We start from the raw sequence: 20142 nt of genomic DNA, 5'->3' as shown, positions 1-20142 counted from the left end.
CAATCGGATCACACGCATGAGCAGCAATACGCAACATTGGATCGCGCAGCAGGGCAGCGCACTGCAGGGCAGCCTGGCCATTCCCGGCGACAAATCGGTCTCGCATCGCGCGGTGATGTTCGCCGCCTTGGCCGATGGCATCTCGCAGATCGATGGCTTTCTCGAAGGCGAAGACACGCGCTCCACTGCGGCCATTTTCGCCAAGCTCGGCGTGCGCATCGAAACGCCGTCGGCATCGCAGCGCATCGTGCATGGCGTGGGTGTGGATGGCCTGCAGCCGCCGAGCGAGGCGCTGGACTGCGGTAACGCCGGCACCGGCATGCGCCTGCTCGCCGGCCTGCTGGCCGCACAGCGCTTCGACAGCGTGCTGGTGGGCGACGACTCCTTGTCCAAGCGCCCGATGCGGCGCGTGACCGGTCCGCTGGCGCAGATGGGCGCACGCATCGACACCGAAGAAGACGGCACGCCGCCATTGCGCGTGCATGGCGGGCAAGCCTTGCATGGCATCGACTTCGTCTCGCCGGTCGCCAGCGCACAGGTCAAATCTGCCGTGCTGCTTGCGGGTTTGTACGCGCAGGGCGACACCTCGGTGACCGAGCCGCACCCAACGCGCGATTACACCGAGCGCATGTTGTCTGCATTCGGCGTGGAGATCGATTTCTCGCCAGGCAAGGCGCGTCTGCGCGGTGGTCAGCGCCTGGGTGCGACCGATATCGCGGTGCCGGCGGATTTTTCCTCGGCAGCGTTCTTCATCGTTGCCGCCAGCATCATTCCAGGCTCGGACGTGGTGCTGCGTGCGGTGGGCTTGAATCCGCGTCGTACCGGGCTGCTCGCTGCATTGCGGCTGATGGGCGCGAATATCGTCGAAGAAAACCACGCCGAACATGGCGGCGAGCCAGTGGCCGATCTGCGCGTACGCTACGCACCGCTGCAGGGCGGGCAAATTCCCGAAGCGCTGGTGCCGGACATGATCGACGAATTCCCGGCCTTGTTCGTGGCTGCGGCGGCGGCGAACGGGCAGACGATTGTGACTGGGGCGGCCGAGTTGCGGGTTAAGGAATCCGATCGTCTGGCGGCAATGGCCACCGGGCTACGCACGCTTGGCGTGCAAGTCGACGAGACGCCTGATGGTGCGACCATTCACGGCGGCAGCATCGGTAGCGGCGTGATCGAAAGCCACGGCGATCACCGCATTGCGATGGCGTTCGCCATTGCCGGTCAGCTTTCGACCGGCATCGTGCAGGTGAACGATGTCGCCAATGTCGCGACCTCGTTTCCAGGTTTCGATAGCTTGGCGCAGGGCGCCGGCTTCGGGCTCAACGTTCGGAGGTAAATTCGACCGGCACCTGCACGCTGCTGACGACCGCGTGGCCGTCGCGCGTTGCAGGTTCAAAGCGCCATTGCCCCAGGCTCTCCATCACCGCAGCATCCAGACGCGGGTCGTCGCTGCCGCTGCGATCGACGATGGTGACATCGCTCACTTGGCCCTGCACATCCAGTTGCAGACGCGCGGTGCGGCTGCCTTCGATACCGGCTTGCGCAATGTCGGCTGGATAGCGCGGCATCGCGTTGCCCGGCAGCGGCTTGGCTTCTTCGCTGCTGACCGGTGTACGCGCCGGCTGATGCGCAATCATGGTCATCGCACGCGGGCCTTCGGAGGTCGGCAGGATCTGGCGGCTTGCCGCCGGCAACGGGCGCATGTCCTGCGCAAACGATTCGTCGCCATGCCGCGTCCACCACCAGGTCGGTACCACCACCAGCACCGCCAGCAGGGTTGCCCACAACCACGGCGATGCGCCATCTGCATCGTCTTCGCGCACACGCTCACGCACGTGCGCGGCCTGTTGCGGCAGCGATTGCGTCTGGTGTGAAGAAGGATTCGAGGTGAAGGACATGGCCGGCCTCCTGGCGCATCTGTGGGATGACACGGCCAGTCTGGTCGGCGCTGCCTGAGGGGGAGCTAAGGCAGGGCACCAATGAAGGGCTAAAACTCGGCAGGCGTTCAGCTTTGTCGAACTGGCAAATCACCCGTGCGGCTGCCGGAGTGTTGCGCCCGGTGGACGAGATACCGATGCATGCGCTGATGCGTCAACGCTTTGCGCGTGGCCATCTGAGGACCATCTGCGACGGTTCTGTCCGCAGGTCTTACTGCGCAGGCTTGAACTCGAACGGGATATCCACACTGCCGGCAATCGGCTGGCCATTGCGCTGCGCCGGGTGGAAGCGCCACTGACGCACCGCTTCCATCGCCGCGCGGTCGAGATCGCGCGAACCGCTGCGCTGCACCAGTGTCACGCCGCCGGGCTTGCCCGCTGCGTCCACGGCCACCCGCACCACCACATCGCCGGCATCGCCACGACGCAACGCGGCCGAGGGATAGCGCGGCGGCGGCATCTGGCCCTGCATCGGTACCGGGCGATCGCCGCCTGCGGCTGCCGTAGTATTTGTGGGTGCTGTGGTGCCAGGCGCTCCGGGACCTGCGTCTTCGGGCAAGGGCATCGGCGCGGGTGTGGCAGGCGGCGCAGTGTCCACCAGGGTCGGGGTTTCTTCGGGCGGCTTGGCCTGCGGCATGTCGCTGGCGCCGTCCTGGGCCGGCAGCGGCGCGGGTAGCGGCTGGATATCGTCAGTGGCTGGCGCACCTGCGCTCGGCTGGGCCGGCGAGGCCTTGTAAAAGTCGTCCTTGCGGCCGGTGGCCCACACCAACAGGAACAACAGCAGCCCGGCAACGAAGGCGATACCGGCAATTTTCAGAGTGTGGCGGGGCAGACGTAGAACGATCTGGCGATCGGACGCAGGGCGGGGCGCGGGCATAGGGCTCACCTGAAGGATCGGGTCAATTCTGGCATAGCGGCGGTGAATCGATCGCAGCAGGTGGCGGAACAGGCGATAATCTCGCGCTTCCTACTGACTCACACAGACTTCCGATGCTAGATCCGGCCCTGCTTCGCCAACATCCCGCCGACCTTGCCGAGCGCCTGCGCAGCACGCGCAGTTTCGCCCTGGACACTGCGAAGCTGGAGTCGCTGGAGAGCGAACGCAAGCGTATGCAAGTGCGTACGCAGGAACTGCAGAGCCTGCGCAATTCCAAGTCCAAGGCGATCGGGCAGGCCAAGGCCAAGGGTGAGGATGTCACCGCGCTAATGGCGGAAGTGGCTGGGTTCGCTGACGAGCTTTTGCAGTCTCAAGTCCACCTGAAAGATATTCAGGTAAAACTGGAGAAGCTGTACGCGGTGATTCCCAACCTGCCGCATGCAGACGTGCCTCTTGGAAAAAGTGAGGCAGATAACGTCGAGCAATCGCGCTGGGGCAAGCCGCGCCAGTTCGATTTCGCGGTCAAGGATCATGTGGAACTTGGTGCGCCCAACGGTTGGCTGGATGGCGAAACCGCAGCCAAGTTGTCTGGCGCCCGTTTCACAGTGTTGCGCGGACCGATCGCGCGTCTGCATCGCGCGCTTGCGCAATTCATGCTCGATCTGCATGTGGGCGAGCATGGTTACGAGGAAACTAACGTGCCGCTGCTGGTCAACGCCGAGTCGATGCACGGGACCGGGCAGTTGCCAAAATTTGAGGATGATCTCTTCAGGATTTACGAAGACGAATATGACTCTCAAACTGACGAAGAAACTGGTGAAGTTGCTCATTGGCGCACTGGTCAGATAGATCCTGAGCCTGCTTACTATCTGATCCCCACGTCTGAGGTGCCGTTGACCAACATCGTGCGCGACGAAATCGTTGATGCCGAGCGCTTGCCGTTGCGCATGACCGCGCATTCGATGTGTTTTCGCGCCGAAGCCGGCAGCGGCGGCCGCGACACGCGCGGCATGATCCGCCAGCACCAGTTCGAAAAAGTGGAGCTGGTCACCGCCTGCGCGCCGGAAGACAGCGATGCCGAGCATCAGCGCATGACGCGCTGCGCCGAGGTGGTGCTGGAAAAACTCGGCCTGCCGTATCGCAAGGTGCTGCTGTGCACCGGCGATATGGGGTTTGCTGCGATCAAGACCTACGATCTGGAAGTGTGGCTGCCTTCGCAGGACACCTATCGCGAGATTTCGTCGTGTTCCAATTGCGGCGATTTCCAGGCCCGGCGCATGCAGGCGCGTTGGCGCAATCCGACTAGCGGCAAGCCGGAGCTGATGCACACGCTCAACGGCTCGGGTACCGCCGTGGGCCGCGCAATGATCGCGGTGATGGAGAACTACCAGAACGCCGATGGCTCGATCGATGTGCCCGAGGTGCTGCGCCCGTATATGGGCGGGATCGAGCGGATCGGCTAAGCGCGGCTGACAGAAGCTGATGAAAGCGGGCTGCGCTCATCGCCAGGTGGGCGCGGCCGCTGCTCGGAAGCAGCGAGCGCCACGCGTGCACGCCACTTTTGAGCGGGATGTCCGTACTCACCGACGAGTGCTCGCTACGTTTTGCTAGTACTCCAAGTGCCGCTGCCGGTACGACCGTGCAGCTGACAGGTGTACGCGACCTGGCCGCTTCCAAAGACATTGAAGAAAACGGGGCCGTCAGTGGCTCCGTTTGCGTTTCCACGTGACGACCTCATGCGCTTCGTCTGGGCAGACCACCTTGCGAATCCTGCGGGCGCGGCCCAGTTGGCGCCAACGCCGGTGCGCTGCGCGCTTTCGCGGCAAGACGAGAGGTCCTCGGCGCGCAGCATTCCATATCCCGGAACCCCGCCAAACCGGAAACCCGATGCGAGTGAGGTCGTTGCCCTGTTGGGATAAAGGTGCTTAAATATCACTTATCGTTCTATCCATGGATACCTGCGCCATGCACGACCTGAATGACCTGTACTACTTCGCGATGGTGGTGGACCACGGCGGCTTCGCTGCGGCCGAGCGTGCGCTCGGGATTCCCAAATCGCGCCTGAGCCGCCGCATCAGCCAGCTCGAAACCGACCTGGGCGTGCGCTTGTTGCAGCGTTCCACGCGCCGCTTTGCGGTGACCGACGTCGGCACCAGCGTGCATCGCCATGCCCAGACCATGCTGGCCGAAGCCCAGGCCGCGCGCGAGGTGGTGGATCGTCTCAGCGCCGAGCCGCGTGGCCTTGTGCGTGTGAGCGTTCCGGTCTCGCTGGCGCAGATTCAATTGCCCAAGTTGTTGCCCGAATTTCTAACCAAATATCCCAAGGTGCGGCTGCAGCTCAACATCAGCAATCGTCGCGTCGACGTCATCAACGAGGGCTATGACATCGCACTGCGCGTGCGCTCGCGGCTGGACGACGACGGCAGCCTGGTGATGCGCAGCTTCGGTCAGGTGCAGGAGTTGCTGGTGGCCAGCCCCAAGTACCTGGACCGCGCCGGCCGCCCCAAAGACCCGAGCGAGCTGGCCAACCACACCACCATGAGCACCAGCGAAGACGAAGCGCATCAGCGCTGGGAACTGCACGGCCCCAACGGCGAGATGCGCCGCGTAGACCTGCAGCCGCGTCTGGCCGGTTTCGATTTCCCGCTGCTGCAGTCGATGGCGCGCGATGGCTTCGGCATCACCATGTTGCCGGAGACCGTGTGCGCCCAAGCGGTGCGCAGCGGCGAGCTGGAAGTGGTACTGCCGCACTGGTCGCTGCCGCAAGGCATCTGCCACGCGGTGTTCGCCTCGCGCCGCGGCCTGCTGCCGGCGGTGCGCGTGTTCATCGACTTCCTGGCCGAACACCTGCCGCGCGAGATCGAACGCTCGCGTCTGGATTGCGGCGGCAACTGTGCCGAATTGGCGGAAAAGCTCAAGCGTGCGGCCGGCACTGCACCGCGGCTGGCTGTGGCTGAAGCCGGCTGAGGCTGTGCCTGGTCGCCGAGGCCGGCTGACAAGCCATTCGGCAGTTGCTCGTTCTCGGTAGTCAGCTCGCTTCAACGTTCGGCAGGTTGCATCCTTGTTCGGGTGCTCGCGGCCGGCCGGTAACATGCAGTGGCCTGCCGCGAGTGACGGTGCAGCAGGCTGCGCCAGCCAAAAGCAGTGCGGTGTAAACAAGCAAAGCGCGCCCGGGCATGCGAGAATGCGCGCCCGGGAGCGATCCCGGGGGTGGTTGACACCGCACAAGTGGTGGTCAGCATCAGCGTCACCCGCAAAGCGCGTGGCGCCTGTGTGATACACCGATGCCATCGGTGACCACGCAGAGCAGAATCAAAGCAGCATCGGAGAGATGGCCGAGCGGTTGAAGGCACCGGTCTTGAAAACCGGCGAAGGGTCAAACCTTCCGTGGGTTCGAATCCCACTCTCTCCGCCAAGTTGGAAATAAGTTGTTGATTTTTAACAATTATTTCTAGCTTGATGAAGGTCTTCGGCAGGACACAAATCGGGACACATCTCCCCGATGCGTATCCCTCATCACCTCACTCGCTCTCCAACGGGTCACTGGGCTTTTCGTCAGCGCGTGCCTGTCGATCTGCAACGTGTGCTCGACCAAAAGGTCATCAAGCGAACCCTCCACACCAGCGAGCTTGCCAGTGCGCGTCTGCGCGCATTGCTGCTTGCCGCAGGCTATGCTCAGGCCTTCGACGTGTTGAGGGATCGACGTGTGGATAAGCTGGGCAAGAAAGACATGGAAGCCTTGGTCGAGCGCCTAGGCCATGGAGCTTCGCTTCGTGAGCTCACCTTGCATCGCACGCAAGCACCGGATGGCACGATCAGTGAGCGCTGGCAGATCGACAACGACGAAGATCTTCGGCTCTTCCGCAAGAGTCAGACATGGGCCAATGCGGCAGAAGTCGCCGCCATCGGCGCTCTTGACCCTGGTCATATCGTTCAACCGAAAGCTTCTCTGCCGCAGGTGGCCGAGGTCATTGTTTTGTCGAAGGCGCGCGAGGCTTGGTTGGCAACCATCAAGAGTCGCACCCTCCCCAAGACCTATACGATCAAGATGGCGGCTGTTGATTCGCTGGTCGCTTTTTTGGGGGCAAAGACCAAGCTCCACACGATCACGCGACCTGATTTGGCTCGCTGGTATCAGCACATGCGGGAGAAGGGTGCTTCGACACCAACACTCACAAACAAGCAAAGCTATGTGGGCGGGAAGGGCGGCTTCTTTGATTGGGCGATTGCCTCTGGCTACTACCCCAAAGGCGACAACCCCGCATCCGGGCATGTGAGCTACTCCGTGCGAGAGAAGCGTGCCAGGCGCAAGCTTGGGTTCAAAGCCTATGACCGTGAGCAAATCAAAACGATCTTCTCGCCAGTCAACTTCGAACGACTCTCGGCTAATGCCCGATGGGCAGCCTTGATTGGTCTCTATACAGGCGCGCGAGCATCAGAAGTCGGGCAGCTGTTGGTGGCTGATGTGTTCAAAGAGGGCAAGATTCCGTGCATCCGGATTTCGGATGAAGGTGAACACCAGAAGGTCAAGACAGAAGTGAGTTTGCGCACGGTGCCGCTGCATCCGGATCTTTTGGCCCTAGGTTTTATGGAGTGGGTCGATACCTGTAAGGCGGCTGGACACAAGCGACTGTTCCCCCAAGCGAGGGCAGACGCCAAGAATGGAGCAGGCAATTGGATCACCAAGGCGTTCAGTCGCCATCTTGCCGAGATCGGAAAAGAGTGGCCGAAGGCCAAGCGCGGCTTCCATTCACTTCGTAAGTCGGTGATCCAGGAGTTGCAAGGGGCTGGGTGCCCTTCGGAGTTGCGTGCGCAAATCGTGGGTCATGAATTGGACGACGAGCACCACGCGACGTATAGCCGTGATTTCACCGTCGCAGAAAAGCTCAACGGCTTGAGCAAGCACTCTCCTGGCTTGAAGTCGTTGCATTACGGCTTGAACGTCGAGCTTCTTCGCAAATGCCTGAGGGCAGACGGGGGCATGAAAGCTGTATCGTTTAGGCCTATTCGGCCAGTTCCTTAGGCTGTTGCGGAAACATGCTACTAAAGCCAAAGGGTTGAGCTTGCTGACTTGACCAGACACAGCTTTGCTGCGATAAATTTCTCCCGAATAATTTGCTAATCAACCATCAACCGATTGGAATAGTCCTGAATGACAACCGCGTCTTTGAGTGCCCTTGCGGCTGCTAAAGAGAAATTGGCAGCAGAAATTCGGAAGTTGGAAGAGCAGGAAGCTCAGCTACGCCAGCAGCAGTCGTCCGAAGCCTATTCGGAGATCATCAAGCTGCTCGACCAATACACCGAGCATTTCAATGCAAAGCAGAAGTCGGAGATTGCGGCTCTGATCGGTGCTGGTGTGGCTAAGCCGAAGAAGGCTGCTTCTACGAGAAAGGAAGTAGCGCCCAAGTATTGGTTGCCCCACAACCAAGAGACATGGTCAGGGCGTGGTCGCCCGCCTAAGGCCTTCACCATTTGGCAGGGCAGTGCGTCTTACAAGGAATGGAAAGCCAAGCATCCGGATGAGAAGTTCCCGGCTTTCCCAGGCTGAGTTTTGCAAATGCCAGAGCAAGGGATGCCCGAAAACTTGGGCACTCCTTGCTTGCTTCTATATAATTTTATGTATCAGCTTAGAAAATCGCTAGGCTACGACCAATTGGTTGCCCGCAGCATCGCCTAGACGTTGCGTTGTTTGATTTGTAATTGGGTGGTTCGGCTATTCACTGCGACGAAGTGTGATCGGACCCATGATGTGATAAATAATCGGCACTCCTCTAAATTCTCTCGGTAGCTCTGCAGCAATATTATCAAATAGGTTGATTTGAAGTGCATAGCAGTTTTGCTCATTATGCCAGGTTATTCCAACGCCATTAACGCGCGCCAGTCTGGAAATTTCTGATTGGGCGATATTTTTCAGCTGCTCAACTCGCTTTATTTGGTCGTCAAGGATATTGTTAATCATGGTGATTTCCTAAATCACTACGTTTAGTGCCTTGAGCACGGTTGTCAAGGGGATCGCATAAGTGATATCGAGCCCTGTATTCAATTCTTCACCGCCCGCAAATAATAGTCCTACTCCTCTGTTTTGCTTGTCGTAGATGAGTGAGCCACTATCCCCGCTTGCTGAGAAATTGCCATTAGCAGAATAAGCTTCGAAAACATCGCTAAAGCTTGCTACGCCATTATCCCACTCTACTGAAATATTGCCCAGGCCGAATCCTCGGGTTAATCCGTGTGTTAAGCCAGTAGTTCGGCCATTCTTTGATACCTGAATACCAGGGCCTTGAACTTTCGCCAAGCCTTGAATTGGCTGGCCCGAGGCTAGGATGTTGCCGCTATCTTTGATCGACGGATCGATCTCTGCAATCGCCGCGTCAACATAGTTAACCGAGCCAACGGTAACGGCGATCCATTTGGTAAGGGTCGCAACTCGGTTGTTTCCAGGCAAATTTTCACTCGATCCGGGCTGTATGACAAGATTAGAACCAGAGCTATCATCCACCAAAACGTGAGAGTTGGACAGTAGGTAACGCTCCGAGCTGTTTGGGCGCTTGACAAATAGGCCAATGGTTCCTGAAGTTACATTCACATTTGATATGCTCGCTCCAATGACCAGCGGCCTCATCAAGCCTGTGTTGACGCTTCGTGGGGTAAGGATACTCATCTGACGGTAATCAACCTCACCCAGACAGCGTGAAGTGATCTGATCGATTATTTCTCTTGCACTGGCGTCCTGCTGTTGATCGCGAACAGCTATTAAATAATCATCTTTTTGCACATCTGTTGGTGAGATTCCTATTGCGATCCTAGGGGGCGCTACCTGGCGTCGAGTGCGGAAGCCCAAGCCCATGGATGGTGAACTAGTGAGTTTTGGTTCAAGCTTAAACTGAGAAATAAGTTCGTTTCTTAGTTCGATGGCACTCTCTAGTTTCATGTTAATTCCAATGAATAAAATAGGGTTGTCGAGGTCTAATGGTCTTTGGCAGCGTTGAGCGGCTGCTGATTGAAGATCTACCAAGAACGTCTTAACACACGCATTGTTCAAGAGCGAGCAGCGAGGGCTGTATCTCCTAGAGTGGGAGCTCGCTCGATGTGCCGAAATATCCTAGCTCTCTTTGCTATCGCCAGTGTGGCAGACGACAAGTTCTTGAGTTGTTCCCGGGCTTAGGAGCATTTGGAGCATGCGGCGGTCGCCATGCGGGGAAACGGAGACATTTCGCGGCGGCGGTCATGCTCGCGTGTTGTAGAGGTAGAAGCTGATGTCCTCGGCAAGCTGCGCATAAGCATCGATCGCGTCAATGTGATGCAGCATCACTTCACCGTGGTGCTTGCGCGCGAGCGCCAGCATTGCGGTCTCAAACTCCAAGCTCTCAGCGGGTAAACCCACCACCTCGAAGGCGGCGGCCAGGGCTCGATGGAACCGTTGCTCGTCGAGCGGATGAAAGGTGTGCCACGTCTCCACGCGCATCCACGGGTCCAGGGCGGCCTTCAGTCGGTCATTTCCCATGTCTCGGTGCCAGTCCGGAGATGCCCCGAGTGTCCCACAGCGTGAAGATATTTCGTTGAGATGCACGCCTCATGCTTTCGCATTTCTCATGTTGTGAGCGCGACTGCTTTTCGTGGGTCGACGCTTAAGGCAGCTAGCAATTGCACGCAAGCAGCATGGAGACCCCCTTGGCTATTCAACCACCGGCATGGGGTCGCGCATCACCACGCTCTCCACCAGCGCTGGGCCTCTGAAAGGGACCTTAGCTTCGCTGTCCCGACCACAAGGACAGGCCTCCTCCTCCTCGCTGGCGCTTTGTTGCGGCCCTTCACTGTGCGCCGCTTGCGCGGTGCTCACTCCCGGGTGCGGTAGGGCCGGACGCTTCGCCTGTCGGCTCCCACGAGGCGCACAACGCGCTGGTGGAGAAGAACCGATGAAGCGCACCCAAGACCTGAAGGCTCAATACCAACTCCAGATGGACGAAGAGGGCATCTTGCTCGCAGCAGCCACCATCCTGGAGCAACGCCTTCAACGCCAAGGCCGCATCCACAGCCCAGACCAAGCTGGCGACTACCTCATTGCCCGCTGCGCTCACCTGCCGCACGAAGTCTTCGGGGTTGTCTTCCTCGACATCAAGCACCAGATCTTGGCAACCGAGCACCTTTTCAGCGGCACCATCGACGGCTGCGAGGTGCACCCTCGGGTGGTCGCCAAGCGCGCCCTGGATTTGAACGCTGCGGCCGTCATCCTTTTCCACAATCACCCGAGCGGCAATCCGGAGCCAAGCAATGCAGATCAGCAAATCACCGATCGCTTGACGCAAGCGTTGGCACTTCTCGACATCCGGGTGCTGGATCACCTGATCATTGGCGGGCGCCAGCACACCAGCCTTGCAGCAAGGGGGTGGGCATAGCCCTCCCTCTCTTGGGTCTTTACTGCACAAACGATGAAACTGTGCAGCGTCAGACAGGCGTGTTCAACCTCGCAAGCTGTGCATTGACCTCTATGGTCTGATTCGGCTGCAAGGTGCCGAAGTTCAATGACACGCTGTTCTCGAACACCAGGCACAGCGTGGAGCCACCATAGTTGAAGTAGCCAAGCTCATCGCCTTTGCTGACATGCTGCCCATTGGCCGCAGTCTGCGTCAGCGAGGAAATTTCCGTAATGCCAATCGGCATGACAAAGACGGTGCCAAGACGCGCATCGTCGGCGGTAATGGAGACAATGCCGCGATTGTTGACCGCCGCTCCATAGACTTGCGATGTGACACCTGCATCGGGATCGAAGCTGCTGTCTTCGTTTTCGCTGAAAAGCAGCCCGTCGATATTTTCGTAAGTGACCACGCCGTCTACCGGTGCGTGCCAGCGGTGATAGTCCGCGCCGCTTAGAAAGATCTGCACTACCGTGCCTCCCACAAAGCGCTGCAACAGCGCGGCGTCCGGATTAGCGAGCATGTCTTGCAGCGAGTAGCTCTGCTCCTTGATCCAGAACACGGCGCTTTGTTGCACATCGGTTGCGATGCGATACACCGTGCCATCGTTGGGCGAGGTGATGATGTTTGCATCACCTTCTCCTGCGAGGGGCCGACAACTGGCCTGAATTTCGCGATGAAAGAAGTCGTTGTAGGACTGGAAGCCGCCATACTCGGCATCCCAATCGATGACGAAATCGGCGAGCTTGAATTCGGCGATGGCGGCGGTGCCCAGCCAGCCAATGCTGGGATCCCTGTTGAGCACCGAGCAGCTGGCCTGGCTATCGAGATACCCGGACCATGTCTGCAGGATGGCCCTCAGCGCTTCATTGAACGGCTCAAGACGGAACAGCGCCTTGCCGGCAGGCGTCGCCATCATGTCGACAAACAGTGCGGACATCGGAAAAAGCACCCGCAACTTCTTGTTGACGTTGTATTCGGGCGCAGTCGTGCAGATGACATCGAGTTGCTCCAGCATGTCCTGGATGTTCTTGATGTTTTTCGTGAAAGCGCTGGTCTGGTCGATGGCCTCGGCGACATACATGCGCACGATGCCATTGGTATCGATCAGGTTAGCCAGATCCTGCACCGCCTGGTTGGCGTAGCCGGGTCCTTGATCGTTGCGCAGTTGGGCAGCTTTCTCACGAATGACGGCATGCCACGCGGCAAGCCCGCTGCGATCTTCCGGAAGATATCCGGCCAGCACGCCAAAGCTGCGTTGATAGTGTGCGTCCAACAATGGTCCGGTAACGCTGGTCATGGCGGATGTCCTGGTCGGGGTAGTGGGCAGACTTACGTGTCGATGAATTCAGCGGTTGCTGATGGAGACCTCAGCATCACCATGCTCGATGCCTGCGCGGTGGGCAGCCACAGGGCAAGCAGTGCGTGCAGTTCGCCTGCCGACCGTCCGGTGCGACGTGCCGCCGCCTGCGCGCAGTCGATGAGCATGCGTGGACGACGCGCAGCGTGACGTAAGGCGAAGAACTGCCAGTCGATCAGCGGCTCGATCCCGACGCGGAATCGGTGGCGGCGAACAGCCAGGAAGGTTCGGTCAGCGACCGAAGAAACGCTTGGCCTTGCGCCTGACAGCCAACCGCGAAAGCTCTCCGGGGTGTGCGACACGATGGCAAGCTTGGTGGTTGCGGGCACATGCACGATGCAGGGCCAGCCAAGCGTCAGCGTGGATGCATCAATGCTTGTATCCATCTCTACGTCTTCCAGCCCTTGTGCGCGGCTGGCCTCGGAAAGCGCCCGCTCGATCCAGGCCAGTTCCAGCGGAAAACGTTGGCGTTGTTGCCCTGGGCGAGACCGTTGGGATGTGCGAAGAAAGTGGGGGAAGCGTGCACCCAGCGCATGCAAGGTGGGCGACCTTGATGGATGTTTACTCAGATACGCGCGTGCGAAGAACGCAAAGAGTTCCGGTCCGAGCAGACGCGATAGCGCCGGGTAGTCGGATTGCAAGCATTCGATCAGCCTGAGCCAATAGCCGTTGGCGTAAATGGCCAGCCGCGCGTGTGGGTCGATACCAACGGGCGTGGCAAGCAGCGTGTGGATATCGAGGCCCTGTTTCGCATGCGCAGTTCTAAGGCCTTCTTTCAGTCCTGCTGGATGTGTGGTTGCCATCAGCATCCAGCGCTGCACCTCGCCAAGCGCTGTCTCACTTGGAGCGCCTGAAGAACTAAGCATCTAAGGGCTCCACCTGCAAATGGTGCAGGGGTGTGGAAACCGCATGTTCGGCCACAACGGGAGGTGCCATCACCGGCATGCTGCCTTCCATGACCTGACGCGCCTTGTCCAATTCGCCCAGGAGTTCATCGTAGTCAGGCAGGTTGGCATCCCATTCCAGTAGTGTCGACACACCACCGGTCAATTGCTGCGCCAGTGCATACAACTCCCACACGCGGGCAGGAACGGGTTGGTCATGTGTGTCGACCAGGCAGTCGCCATATTGCGTCGGTCCTGCCAGATGGATCTGCACGACCTGCCGGTGCGGCAACGCGCGCAGATACACCTCGGGATCGAAGCGGTGATTGTGGGCACTCACATAGACATTGTTGACGTCCAGCAAGATGCCGCAACCCGTGCTTTCGGCCAGGCGCGCCAGGAACTCCCACTCGGGCATGGTCGATGTCTGGAACTGCACATAGCTGGATGGATTTTCCAACACCAGCGCTCTGCCGAGCACGTCCTGCACCTGCAGAACGCGGTCGCGCACATGGGCCAGTGACTCTGCGTTGAAGGGCAGGGGCAGCAAATCGTGCGAGTTGTGAGAGCCAAGCCCGGTCCAGCACAGATGGTCCGACACCCAGATGGCGTTGATGTCTTCTGCCAACCGTTTGAGCTTGTGCAAATAATCGTTATTGAGTGGCGCGTCCGAGCCGATCGACAAGCTGACGCCATGCATGACGATGGGAACCTCAGCCGCCAGCTTGCGCAACATCGCGCGTTGGTAGCCGCAATCATCGAGATAATTTTCCGAGATGATCTCGAACCAATCCACCCGCGCTCCCCCGGCCAAGATGGCCGGGAGATGCTGCGGACGAAGTCCCACACCGAATCCAAAGTTGGGCAAGCCCAAGCGGGGCAACGGCGAGCGTTCCTCCACCACGCCCTGGGCGTGGTGCGGTTGAGTCGGACGTGCGTGCATCACCGTGTCGGCCGGTCAGGTGGAAGGCGGCAGGGCGATGCGCAGATCCGTTGGACTGGGCTTGATGCCGGGCGGCAGCTGGCGGTTGGCCATGACCTTCTCGAACGCCTGCCATGCGATGTCGTAGACGGAGTCGCCCACGGCGAAGGGCAGTTCCGCTATCGGTGTGGGGGTGTTGTCCGAACCGGTGAAATTGAACAATTCCATGGTGCCGGCCGTGGGATACAACTGCGAGGCGGAGATGGGCACGGCGCATCCACCCAACCCTGCGCATTTGTTGTCTGCGGGCGCGCTGAAGAAGTCCGGCAGGCCGCAGGTGCCACCCACCGCCGGAGCACGTGGCGCAGATTGGCCACACCCGCCGCGTCCTCCGATCGCTTGGGAGCAATTGCCGCCACCGCTCACCCCATGAGCAAAGCCGCAGCCGCCTTGCGTGGCGCAAGTATTGGAGCCTTTGCAGCTGTGATAGATGGCCGGTGCCGCACAGTTCCCGCCGGACCCATCTAGTGCCAGGCCCTGGCAGGCGTGTTGCAAGGCGCTCGTGGGCTGTGCCGCCATCCCTTGCCGCAAGGTCGGCGCGCTGCCATAGACGGCCCAATACAACCCCATGCGATCACCTGAGCCGACCATGGAGGGAAACGGGAAGTCGACGGAAAGATCGCCCCAAGATTTGGTCAGCACGGTGGTGATGCCGGCGAGCGAACCTTGCGCCACATTGTCCAAGTCGACCGGGTTGAGCAGCTTCAAGTTGTTGAGAGCAGTCGCCACCTCGGATGGCTTGGGGATGCTGGTCGGCGCGGTGGCAGGGTCGAAATCCGCACTGGTGAGCAGCGCCTCTGTCCAGATGTTGCCGGAGACCGCGTGCCACTCACTCCACGTCTCCACCTGATCGACCAGATCAAGCAGTTGCTCGAAGCGTTCGTAATGATCCTGTCCACCATTGCTTGATCGCGCAGCCGCATCTGCCGAGGGCGCGGGGTCGCCAGAGTCGGTGTAGGACGGATAGTTGTTGGCCAACGCCGCTTCGTCGGGCTGGAACTGCACGATCACGCTGTTGAGGGTGGCGAGTTCGGCCCCGGTTTCCAATGCACGCTCGTGGATCATCCCGAGAAACGCACTGGTGGTCTGCCAGTCAATCCCGCCTTCGCCTTGATCGCAGATGGCATACATCATGTAGATGGCCTGCGCTGCGGCAGCCAGGGGATGGGTTTCGGTGATCTGGGTGTTGAGCTGTGGGTATTCTTTTTGGATCTTGCTGGTGGCGGTGTTGAACAAATCGCGCTGACCAGTAGGGCCGGTGAACACCTTCTCCCACAAGGTCTGGTTGTCCTCGTATTTGAGTGTGATGTATTGGAATAGACAAAAATACATCCAGCCGATCGTTCCGAATTTCGGCAGATCCACTTCCGTATTTGTCGCAATCCAGCCGTTGAACGGCACGGTCGGAAAATACGTCGTTTCGAGCACGGAGGGCTTGATCTTGACGCGTGCGGTGTCGTGGTTTTCCTCGATCACCGTAAACAGCGCCACTTGCGCGTCAGTCAGGCCCGCAAGATCGACATTCAGCCCGCTGCCGACCGTGCCGTCTTCCAGGTCTTGCAGATCGATGATGTGTGGGATGACGGTTTGCGTGGGGCCGTAGCAGATCCAGTTGTAATTGGCGTCTTGCAGGAGCGGGCTGTTGAAGGTTGGGGTGACGCCGACCGCGCCGCAAAGATTTGCGGCCATTTGGAGATGCAGCATCTCATCGATAAAGACCGAGAACAGCAAGTTGTAGGCGCGTTGCGGAGCAGTCTTTTCGGGTGGGGCACCCAGCGGAATTGTTCCGGTCGCCATGCCCGGCCAGCGACGGCCCTTGTAGTAAGAAATGCCATTGGCATTGATCGCATGCGTGCCCTGGATGGACTTCATCGTGCACATGTAAAGCGGGACGGTGAACAGCTCTACATTGACAGCGGCCTGGACTAAGGCTTGCAATGCCGCTTTATCGGCCTCGAAATTGGCAAGCGGTTGTTCGACGATCTGGCGGGGGGCTTTGGGAATAATGCCTAGTGTGGCGTGCGTTTCGGTCGCGCTCATACAAACCTTCTCCATGGATGTCCTAGCATTCGGCTGGGTGGCGAGATCGCATGCGTGTGTAGCGCATCCATCCATCCCAGTGGCGACGAGAACTGCATCCGTCCGTGCAGTCCTTGCATCTAGGCACACCTGGAGATCAAGGGCGCTCTATTGGTTTCTTGGCGAACCCTCGGAAAGTGTGGTCGATTGCTTCGACGTATAAGCCTGGCCGCAAGGTGAGTCAATTGCTCAGTGCGCCTGGGAACGGCAATGCGTGACCAAGCCAACTGGGTTTTCGTGACTGAGCGCATCAGTGGCTGAGCCAAGTTGGCAGATCAAGACACGGGACCACCTGGTCATCGGCGATTGTCAGCACAACAGCTTGGCAGCTAGGGGGCGGGCATAGCCCTCCCTCTCTCATCAGTTGTTGGCAGAAGACCACCCTGTGCGCCTGATCTTGCAAGAGATATGGCGTTACGCTTGAGTTCGCTCATCACGCTCTTTCGCCGCTGACGCCATTACGGCAAGATCCAAGTGAAAGAGAGGCTGCTGAAAATTTTTACGGCATGGATAAAAATCGAAGGAGGGAGTTGTTGATGCGCTTGGATGCGATCCACCTGTTTCAACGCTTGGGGAAGCGCGATGTCTGAGCGAGTTGAGAAGCTCTTTGATGGGTCCGATGCACTGTTGGAGGCGTTGTCGCCCATCACATCGGCTCCGCCGTTTGACCAAAGTGATCGACTGCAAGTTTGTCGAGCGCTTTGCCTGCTTTCGATTGAGCACGCTGTTGCGAGTCGCTGCTTACTCGTAGTCGGTTCTGAGCCGTCCACCCTGGTCGTTCATCGAGCGCAGTTCGAGGCACTGGTGCGAGCCGTGTGGGTCCTTTATTGCGCAAGCGATACCGAGGTGGCCTGCTTACAAGAAGAACTGACGCCGACGAGTGAGTCAGTGGCTGCTCGTTTACCCATGGCATCCAAGATGCTGATCGCTCTTGAAGCGGTGACGCAGGCAGCTGACCCGTTGCACGCGTTTATGGAATTTAAGAAATACTCTTGGGCGGCGCTCAATTCCTTTGTCCATGCGGGTGCACACGCGCTTCATCGGTTGCGAACGGGCTTCCCGCTTGAACTCGTTGAAGTTGTGGTCAAACAAAGCAACGCGCTGGTCGTGATGGCTCACACGCAACTCGCGATCACCACAGGTAGCAAAGACGCCGTGCACTGGGTCGCTACGACGGCGGATGGCTTTTTCGCTGTGCTTCCTCCACGAACAAGTTAGGCTTTATTGCGGCCCCATCACCATCGCCCACGGGTCGTCAGGCTGGTGAGTGGCAAAGCTTGCGGTGCAAGTTGCTTGCAGTGAGACTTGAACGAAGGATGGTTTGGATGACCAATATCAGCAAGGCGGAAAGTTTCGAAGACGGATTTTTACGCGCAGCGCTTGAAGTCATCGCAAAGCGCGATGAGCGCAATGCCATCATCGATGCAAGAGACTTCGCCAGTCTACGCAAAATGCTTGATCAATCCCCGGGCACGACGCGCTTCACGCAAGCCATGGCGGAGTTCTACCTCGGCATCCCGAGACGCCAATTCGACCAATTCAAGCGTGAGCACGGCAATCCGTTTCTGATCAGCAAGAGCACGCCACGCTCGATTGCTAAGGTAGAACTCTTGACGTGGTATGCCCAAGTCACCAAAGCCCGAGAGCAGATCCAAGAGCCGATCTCGGGCAACTTCGGTCGAACGGGGAAGGGCATCCCCTTCATTGTGATCTGCGCGTCGGCCGGCAAGATCAAGAGCGTGATCTCACATGCGGGCATCACTGGGCTCGACATGAGTGTGATCGAAGAAGCTTTCCAGCAAGGCGCAACGATCTTGGCCCTGACCATCGATCAAGCCTTGGCGCTTCCTTGGCGATCAAATGCCGAGAAAAAGAATTGGCGAAATGCCTACCGCTCGCATCTGATGGCGGTTCATGCATCCAAGATGGCGTGGCTGGATCGCCAAGAGTTAGACGAAGACACGAAGCCCGTTTAGCGCGGCCGCCCGCCCTACGAATTGGCTGTCTGGCACATCTAGTCGCCAGTATTGTGGGCGACTGATGAATGGTTGTTCAGCGATCGTGGCAATTCAGTCCTGTAGCGATGCGGCTGCGATGCATAGATTGCGTTCCGAAGCTTGGCAAGTCGCCAAGCACGGAGAGCAAGATGAAATACACCATCGAGATCAACGGCACCGTCCACGTCGTCCACTGGGCAACGATTGAAGCGAATTCGCCCCAAGAAGCACTTTCCATGTGCGATATCGATGCGGTGGCCGAGAGTGACTTCGAGTTCGAACAATGGATCAGTGACCTTGCGATCGAACGTATCGAGGACGAAGCCGGCACGCTCATTGCGTGTGACTACGAGGACCATGTTCCTGACATCGACGATCTGTAAGTCCTTTTTCGGTTTGTCCAACCGACTGATGCTGTCACGCTTTGATCTTGACTAAAAGCGTGATGGCCTTAGATTGAATGGAAGGAGACGAAATGAAACAGGCAATTAGAAAGAGTATTAGACAGGCAGTAAAGCAAGGAAGCGAGGCGTATGTGCAGTCACTTTGTGAGGCTCAAGGCGATAGCGATGCTGCGGCACGCTATGCCATTGATGTGGCGATCACGAGCGGCAAAGAGAGCTTGGTTGATCAACTGGTGCCACTGTTATCGAAATCATTTGCGGTCTATCCGCTTGATGTCGCTGTCAAGGCGGGTTCGGTGCGGGCAGTTGAGCAGCTCATGGCGTTTTGCGACGCAGAGGATGAGGAGGCATTGGTGCTTGCTGCTAGGCACGGGCACACGGAGTGCGTCAAACGCCTGCTCAGAGAGTGCAGCCCTTTGCAACACGACTCACTTGCGCTGTATGAGGCAGCGCGCCATGGTCATGCAGATGTTGTCTTTCAGTTGGTCATTTTCTCAGACGCCAAGGCCCAGGACAGCCGAGCGCTGATTGCCGCCTGTCAGGAAGGTCACCTCGGTGTGGTCAAGCATCTGTTGCCTTATTCATCCAAGATCCAATGCGCGCAGCACGGCTTGGCAGCGGCAGCGGGGAACAACCATGTCGAGGTCGTTGAGTTCTTGATAGAAGCTGGCCTTCCCGATCCGGAAGACACCTACTCATTGGGGCTCAACGCGGCCGCTACCAAAGGTCATGAACACCTGGTGCGCACCTTGCTCGGGGCGATTGTGACAACCCACCGTGCGCCTCGTAACTTTGGCGAAGAGGCGCTGCAATCTGCGGCACGAACTGGGCATGTAGGTATCGTCAAGTCCATCTTAGAGTTCGCGCACAAGACGGCTTATCCCGAGTTGGGCCTACATACGGCACTTCGAAATGGCCATGATGAAGTGGCGGATATTCTGGTTCGCCGAGTGAACTTAGATCATGTGCGGGACCTGATCACAGACGACGAGATAGAAGCCAAGCTTGATGAAGCGATTGCCAGAGTTGACGCAACTAAGCAGCACAGAGAGCTTCAATCCAACGAGCGCCAGAGAGTTGCGCAGACCGATGCATCAAATTCGCTAGATAAGCGTTCATCTCGCAGCGCACGCTTATAAGCGGGTGCTGACCGATGGATTGGTCGTTTTGAAGAGCTTACAAATTTATAGACCCATGTCCAGCGGGGTTCA

General features: G+C 58.7%; 19 protein-coding genes and 1 tRNA gene. 11 read left to right on the top strand and 9 right to left on the bottom strand.

Translation table 11 applies throughout. The annotated features are described in order from the left end of the window. Positions 1 to 16: 16 nt before the first annotated feature. Positions 17 to 1333: a 3-phosphoshikimate 1-carboxyvinyltransferase gene (gene aroA, locus XcyCFBP4188_RS08975; protein WP_006451089.1), complete on the top strand. Its 1317-nt coding sequence runs from the start codon at positions 17 to 19 to the stop codon at positions 1331 to 1333. Here the strand turns inward: aroA and XcyCFBP4188_RS08970 are convergent. After that, entirely contained in the window at positions 1317 to 1784 is a 468-nt protein-coding gene (locus XcyCFBP4188_RS08970) for an energy transducer TonB (protein ID WP_043909286.1), read from the bottom strand. The genes aroA and XcyCFBP4188_RS08970 overlap by 17 nt on opposite strands. Positions 1785 to 2145: 361 nt before the next feature. Further along, a complete protein-coding gene (locus tag XcyCFBP4188_RS08965; RefSeq protein WP_167393518.1) occupies positions 2146 to 2811 on the bottom strand; it encodes an energy transducer TonB in 666 nt (221 codons plus the stop codon). 113 nt (positions 2812 to 2924) lie between these two features. Between XcyCFBP4188_RS08965 and serS the strand changes: the two genes are divergently transcribed. From serS to XcyCFBP4188_RS08940, 5 genes are all read left to right on the top strand, one after another. Further along, positions 2925 to 4274, top strand: a complete 1350-nt coding sequence (serS, locus tag XcyCFBP4188_RS08960) for a serine--tRNA ligase (RefSeq protein WP_006451086.1) — start codon at positions 2925 to 2927, stop codon at positions 4272 to 4274. Between the two features lie 487 nt (positions 4275 to 4761). Next, the gene (locus XcyCFBP4188_RS08955) at positions 4762 to 5778 is read left to right on the top strand and encodes a LysR family transcriptional regulator (protein ID WP_006451085.1); all 1017 of its coding nucleotides are present in this window, start codon (positions 4762 to 4764) and stop codon (positions 5776 to 5778) included. A gap of 358 nt (positions 5779 to 6136) precedes the next feature. Beyond that, positions 6137 to 6226: transfer RNA gene (locus XcyCFBP4188_RS08950), tRNA-Ser, on the top strand. Positions 6227 to 6313: 87 nt separating this feature from the next. After that, positions 6314 to 7834, top strand: a complete 1521-nt coding sequence (locus XcyCFBP4188_RS08945; protein ID WP_104591969.1) for a site-specific integrase — start codon at positions 6314 to 6316, stop codon at positions 7832 to 7834. Positions 7835 to 7963: 129 nt separating this feature from the next. Then, positions 7964 to 8359: an H-NS histone family protein gene (locus XcyCFBP4188_RS08940; protein ID WP_104591968.1), complete on the top strand. Its 396-nt coding sequence runs from the start codon at positions 7964 to 7966 to the stop codon at positions 8357 to 8359. A 165-nt stretch (positions 8360 to 8524) separates the two neighbouring features. Here XcyCFBP4188_RS08940 and XcyCFBP4188_RS22555 read toward each other — a convergent pair whose 3' ends face one another. The 3 genes from XcyCFBP4188_RS22555 to XcyCFBP4188_RS08935 form a co-directional block, all read right to left on the bottom strand. Further along, positions 8525 to 8770: a hypothetical protein gene (locus tag XcyCFBP4188_RS22555; protein ID WP_146094040.1), complete on the bottom strand. Its 246-nt coding sequence runs from the start codon at positions 8768 to 8770 to the stop codon at positions 8525 to 8527. A 9-nt stretch (positions 8771 to 8779) separates the two neighbouring features. Continuing rightward, positions 8780 to 9742: a chymotrypsin family serine protease gene (locus XcyCFBP4188_RS22550; RefSeq protein ID WP_146094039.1), complete on the bottom strand. Its 963-nt coding sequence runs from the start codon at positions 9740 to 9742 to the stop codon at positions 8780 to 8782. A gap of 294 nt (positions 9743 to 10036) precedes the next feature. Next, positions 10037 to 10315, bottom strand: a complete 279-nt coding sequence (locus tag XcyCFBP4188_RS08935) for a hypothetical protein (RefSeq protein ID WP_104591967.1) — start codon at positions 10313 to 10315, stop codon at positions 10037 to 10039. A gap of 412 nt (positions 10316 to 10727) precedes the next feature. On the opposite strand from XcyCFBP4188_RS08935, the gene XcyCFBP4188_RS08930 reads away from it, so the two are divergent. Further along, a complete protein-coding gene (locus tag XcyCFBP4188_RS08930) occupies positions 10728 to 11207 on the top strand; it encodes a JAB domain-containing protein (RefSeq protein ID WP_104591966.1) in 480 nt (159 codons plus the stop codon). Between the two features lie 49 nt (positions 11208 to 11256). Here the strand turns inward: XcyCFBP4188_RS08930 and XcyCFBP4188_RS08925 are convergent, their stop codons facing one another. Genes XcyCFBP4188_RS08925 through XcyCFBP4188_RS08910 form a run of 4 tightly spaced genes read right to left on the bottom strand, consistent with a single transcriptional unit; the run spans position 11257 to position 16491 of the window. After that, positions 11257 to 12525, bottom strand: coding sequence for a phosphatidylserine decarboxylase family protein (locus XcyCFBP4188_RS08925; protein ID WP_104591965.1), 1269 nt, complete (start codon positions 12523 to 12525; stop codon positions 11257 to 11259). 32 nt (positions 12526 to 12557) lie between these two features. Beyond that, positions 12558 to 13394, bottom strand: coding sequence for an HvfC/BufC N-terminal domain-containing protein (locus XcyCFBP4188_RS08920; protein WP_104591964.1), 837 nt, complete (start codon positions 13392 to 13394; stop codon positions 12558 to 12560). Between the two features lie 49 nt (positions 13395 to 13443). Next, on the bottom strand, positions 13444 to 14412 hold the full coding sequence (gene bufB / locus XcyCFBP4188_RS08915) for an MNIO family bufferin maturase (RefSeq protein ID WP_104591963.1): 969 nt from the start codon (positions 14410 to 14412) through the stop codon (positions 13444 to 13446). Between the two features lie 15 nt (positions 14413 to 14427). Continuing rightward, positions 14428 to 16491 (bottom strand): ferritin-like domain-containing protein, encoded by a 2064-nt coding sequence (locus tag XcyCFBP4188_RS08910; protein WP_104591962.1) that lies wholly within the window; start codon positions 16489 to 16491, stop codon positions 14428 to 14430. A 621-nt stretch (positions 16492 to 17112) separates the two neighbouring features. Between XcyCFBP4188_RS08910 and XcyCFBP4188_RS08905 the strand changes: the two genes are divergently transcribed. From XcyCFBP4188_RS08905 to XcyCFBP4188_RS08890, 4 genes are all read left to right on the top strand, one after another. After that, positions 17113 to 17748, top strand: coding sequence for a DUF6988 family protein (locus XcyCFBP4188_RS08905; RefSeq protein WP_104591961.1), 636 nt, complete (start codon positions 17113 to 17115; stop codon positions 17746 to 17748). 107 nt (positions 17749 to 17855) lie between these two features. Next, positions 17856 to 18506, top strand: a complete 651-nt coding sequence (locus XcyCFBP4188_RS08900) for a hypothetical protein (RefSeq protein WP_104591960.1) — start codon at positions 17856 to 17858, stop codon at positions 18504 to 18506. 170 nt (positions 18507 to 18676) lie between these two features. Beyond that, positions 18677 to 18910: a hypothetical protein gene (locus XcyCFBP4188_RS08895; RefSeq protein ID WP_104591990.1), complete on the top strand. Its 234-nt coding sequence runs from the start codon at positions 18677 to 18679 to the stop codon at positions 18908 to 18910. Between the two features lie 92 nt (positions 18911 to 19002). Next, a complete protein-coding gene (locus tag XcyCFBP4188_RS08890) occupies positions 19003 to 20070 on the top strand; it encodes an ankyrin repeat domain-containing protein (protein ID WP_104591989.1) in 1068 nt (355 codons plus the stop codon). Positions 20071 to 20142: the final 72 nt, after the last annotated feature.

Origin of the sequence: Xanthomonas hortorum pv. cynarae (genome assembly GCF_002939985.1) — a bacterium.
In the GTDB taxonomy this organism is placed as follows: Bacteria; Pseudomonadota; Gammaproteobacteria; order Xanthomonadales; family Xanthomonadaceae; genus Xanthomonas; species Xanthomonas hortorum_D.
Note: the sequence above shows the minus strand (reverse complement) of the source record. Positions and strands in the feature narration are given on the sequence as shown.

What these genes read in the sequence shown, in the direction of transcription:
- XcyCFBP4188_RS08910 (WP_104591962.1), bottom strand. Translation starts at nt 16,491, where the DNA reads ATGAGCGCGACCGAAACGCACGCCACACTAGGCATTATTCCCAAAGCC.
- XcyCFBP4188_RS22555 (WP_146094040.1), bottom strand. Translation starts at nt 8,770, where the DNA reads ATGATTAACAATATCCTTGACGACCAAATAAAGCGAGTTGAGCAGCTG.
- XcyCFBP4188_RS08940 (WP_104591968.1), top strand. Translation starts at nt 7,964, where the DNA reads ATGACAACCGCGTCTTTGAGTGCCCTTGCGGCTGCTAAAGAGAAATTG.
- XcyCFBP4188_RS08925 (WP_104591965.1), bottom strand. Translation starts at nt 12,525, where the DNA reads ATGACCAGCGTTACCGGACCATTGTTGGACGCACACTATCAACGCAGC.
- XcyCFBP4188_RS08965 (WP_167393518.1), bottom strand. Translation starts at nt 2,811, where the DNA reads ATGCCCGCGCCCCGCCCTGCGTCCGATCGCCAGATCGTTCTACGTCTG.
- XcyCFBP4188_RS08945 (WP_104591969.1), top strand. Translation starts at nt 6,314, where the DNA reads ATGCGTATCCCTCATCACCTCACTCGCTCTCCAACGGGTCACTGGGCT.
- XcyCFBP4188_RS08935 (WP_104591967.1), bottom strand. Translation starts at nt 10,315, where the DNA reads ATGGGAAATGACCGACTGAAGGCCGCCCTGGACCCGTGGATGCGCGTG.
- XcyCFBP4188_RS08895 (WP_104591990.1), top strand. Translation starts at nt 18,677, where the DNA reads ATGAAATACACCATCGAGATCAACGGCACCGTCCACGTCGTCCACTGG.
- XcyCFBP4188_RS22550 (WP_146094039.1), bottom strand. Translation starts at nt 9,742, where the DNA reads ATGAAACTAGAGAGTGCCATCGAACTAAGAAACGAACTTATTTCTCAG.
- XcyCFBP4188_RS08930 (WP_104591966.1), top strand. Translation starts at nt 10,728, where the DNA reads ATGAAGCGCACCCAAGACCTGAAGGCTCAATACCAACTCCAGATGGAC.
- aroA (WP_006451089.1), top strand. Translation starts at nt 17, where the DNA reads ATGAGCAGCAATACGCAACATTGGATCGCGCAGCAGGGCAGCGCACTG.
- bufB (WP_104591963.1), bottom strand. Translation starts at nt 14,412, where the DNA reads ATGCACGCACGTCCGACTCAACCGCACCACGCCCAGGGCGTGGTGGAG.
- XcyCFBP4188_RS08905 (WP_104591961.1), top strand. Translation starts at nt 17,113, where the DNA reads ATGTCTGAGCGAGTTGAGAAGCTCTTTGATGGGTCCGATGCACTGTTG.
- XcyCFBP4188_RS08890 (WP_104591989.1), top strand. Translation starts at nt 19,003, where the DNA reads ATGAAACAGGCAATTAGAAAGAGTATTAGACAGGCAGTAAAGCAAGGA.
- XcyCFBP4188_RS08955 (WP_006451085.1), top strand. Translation starts at nt 4,762, where the DNA reads ATGGATACCTGCGCCATGCACGACCTGAATGACCTGTACTACTTCGCG.
- serS (WP_006451086.1), top strand. Translation starts at nt 2,925, where the DNA reads ATGCTAGATCCGGCCCTGCTTCGCCAACATCCCGCCGACCTTGCCGAG.
- XcyCFBP4188_RS08900 (WP_104591960.1), top strand. Translation starts at nt 17,856, where the DNA reads ATGACCAATATCAGCAAGGCGGAAAGTTTCGAAGACGGATTTTTACGC.
- XcyCFBP4188_RS08920 (WP_104591964.1), bottom strand. Translation starts at nt 13,394, where the DNA reads ATGCTGATGGCAACCACACATCCAGCAGGACTGAAAGAAGGCCTTAGA.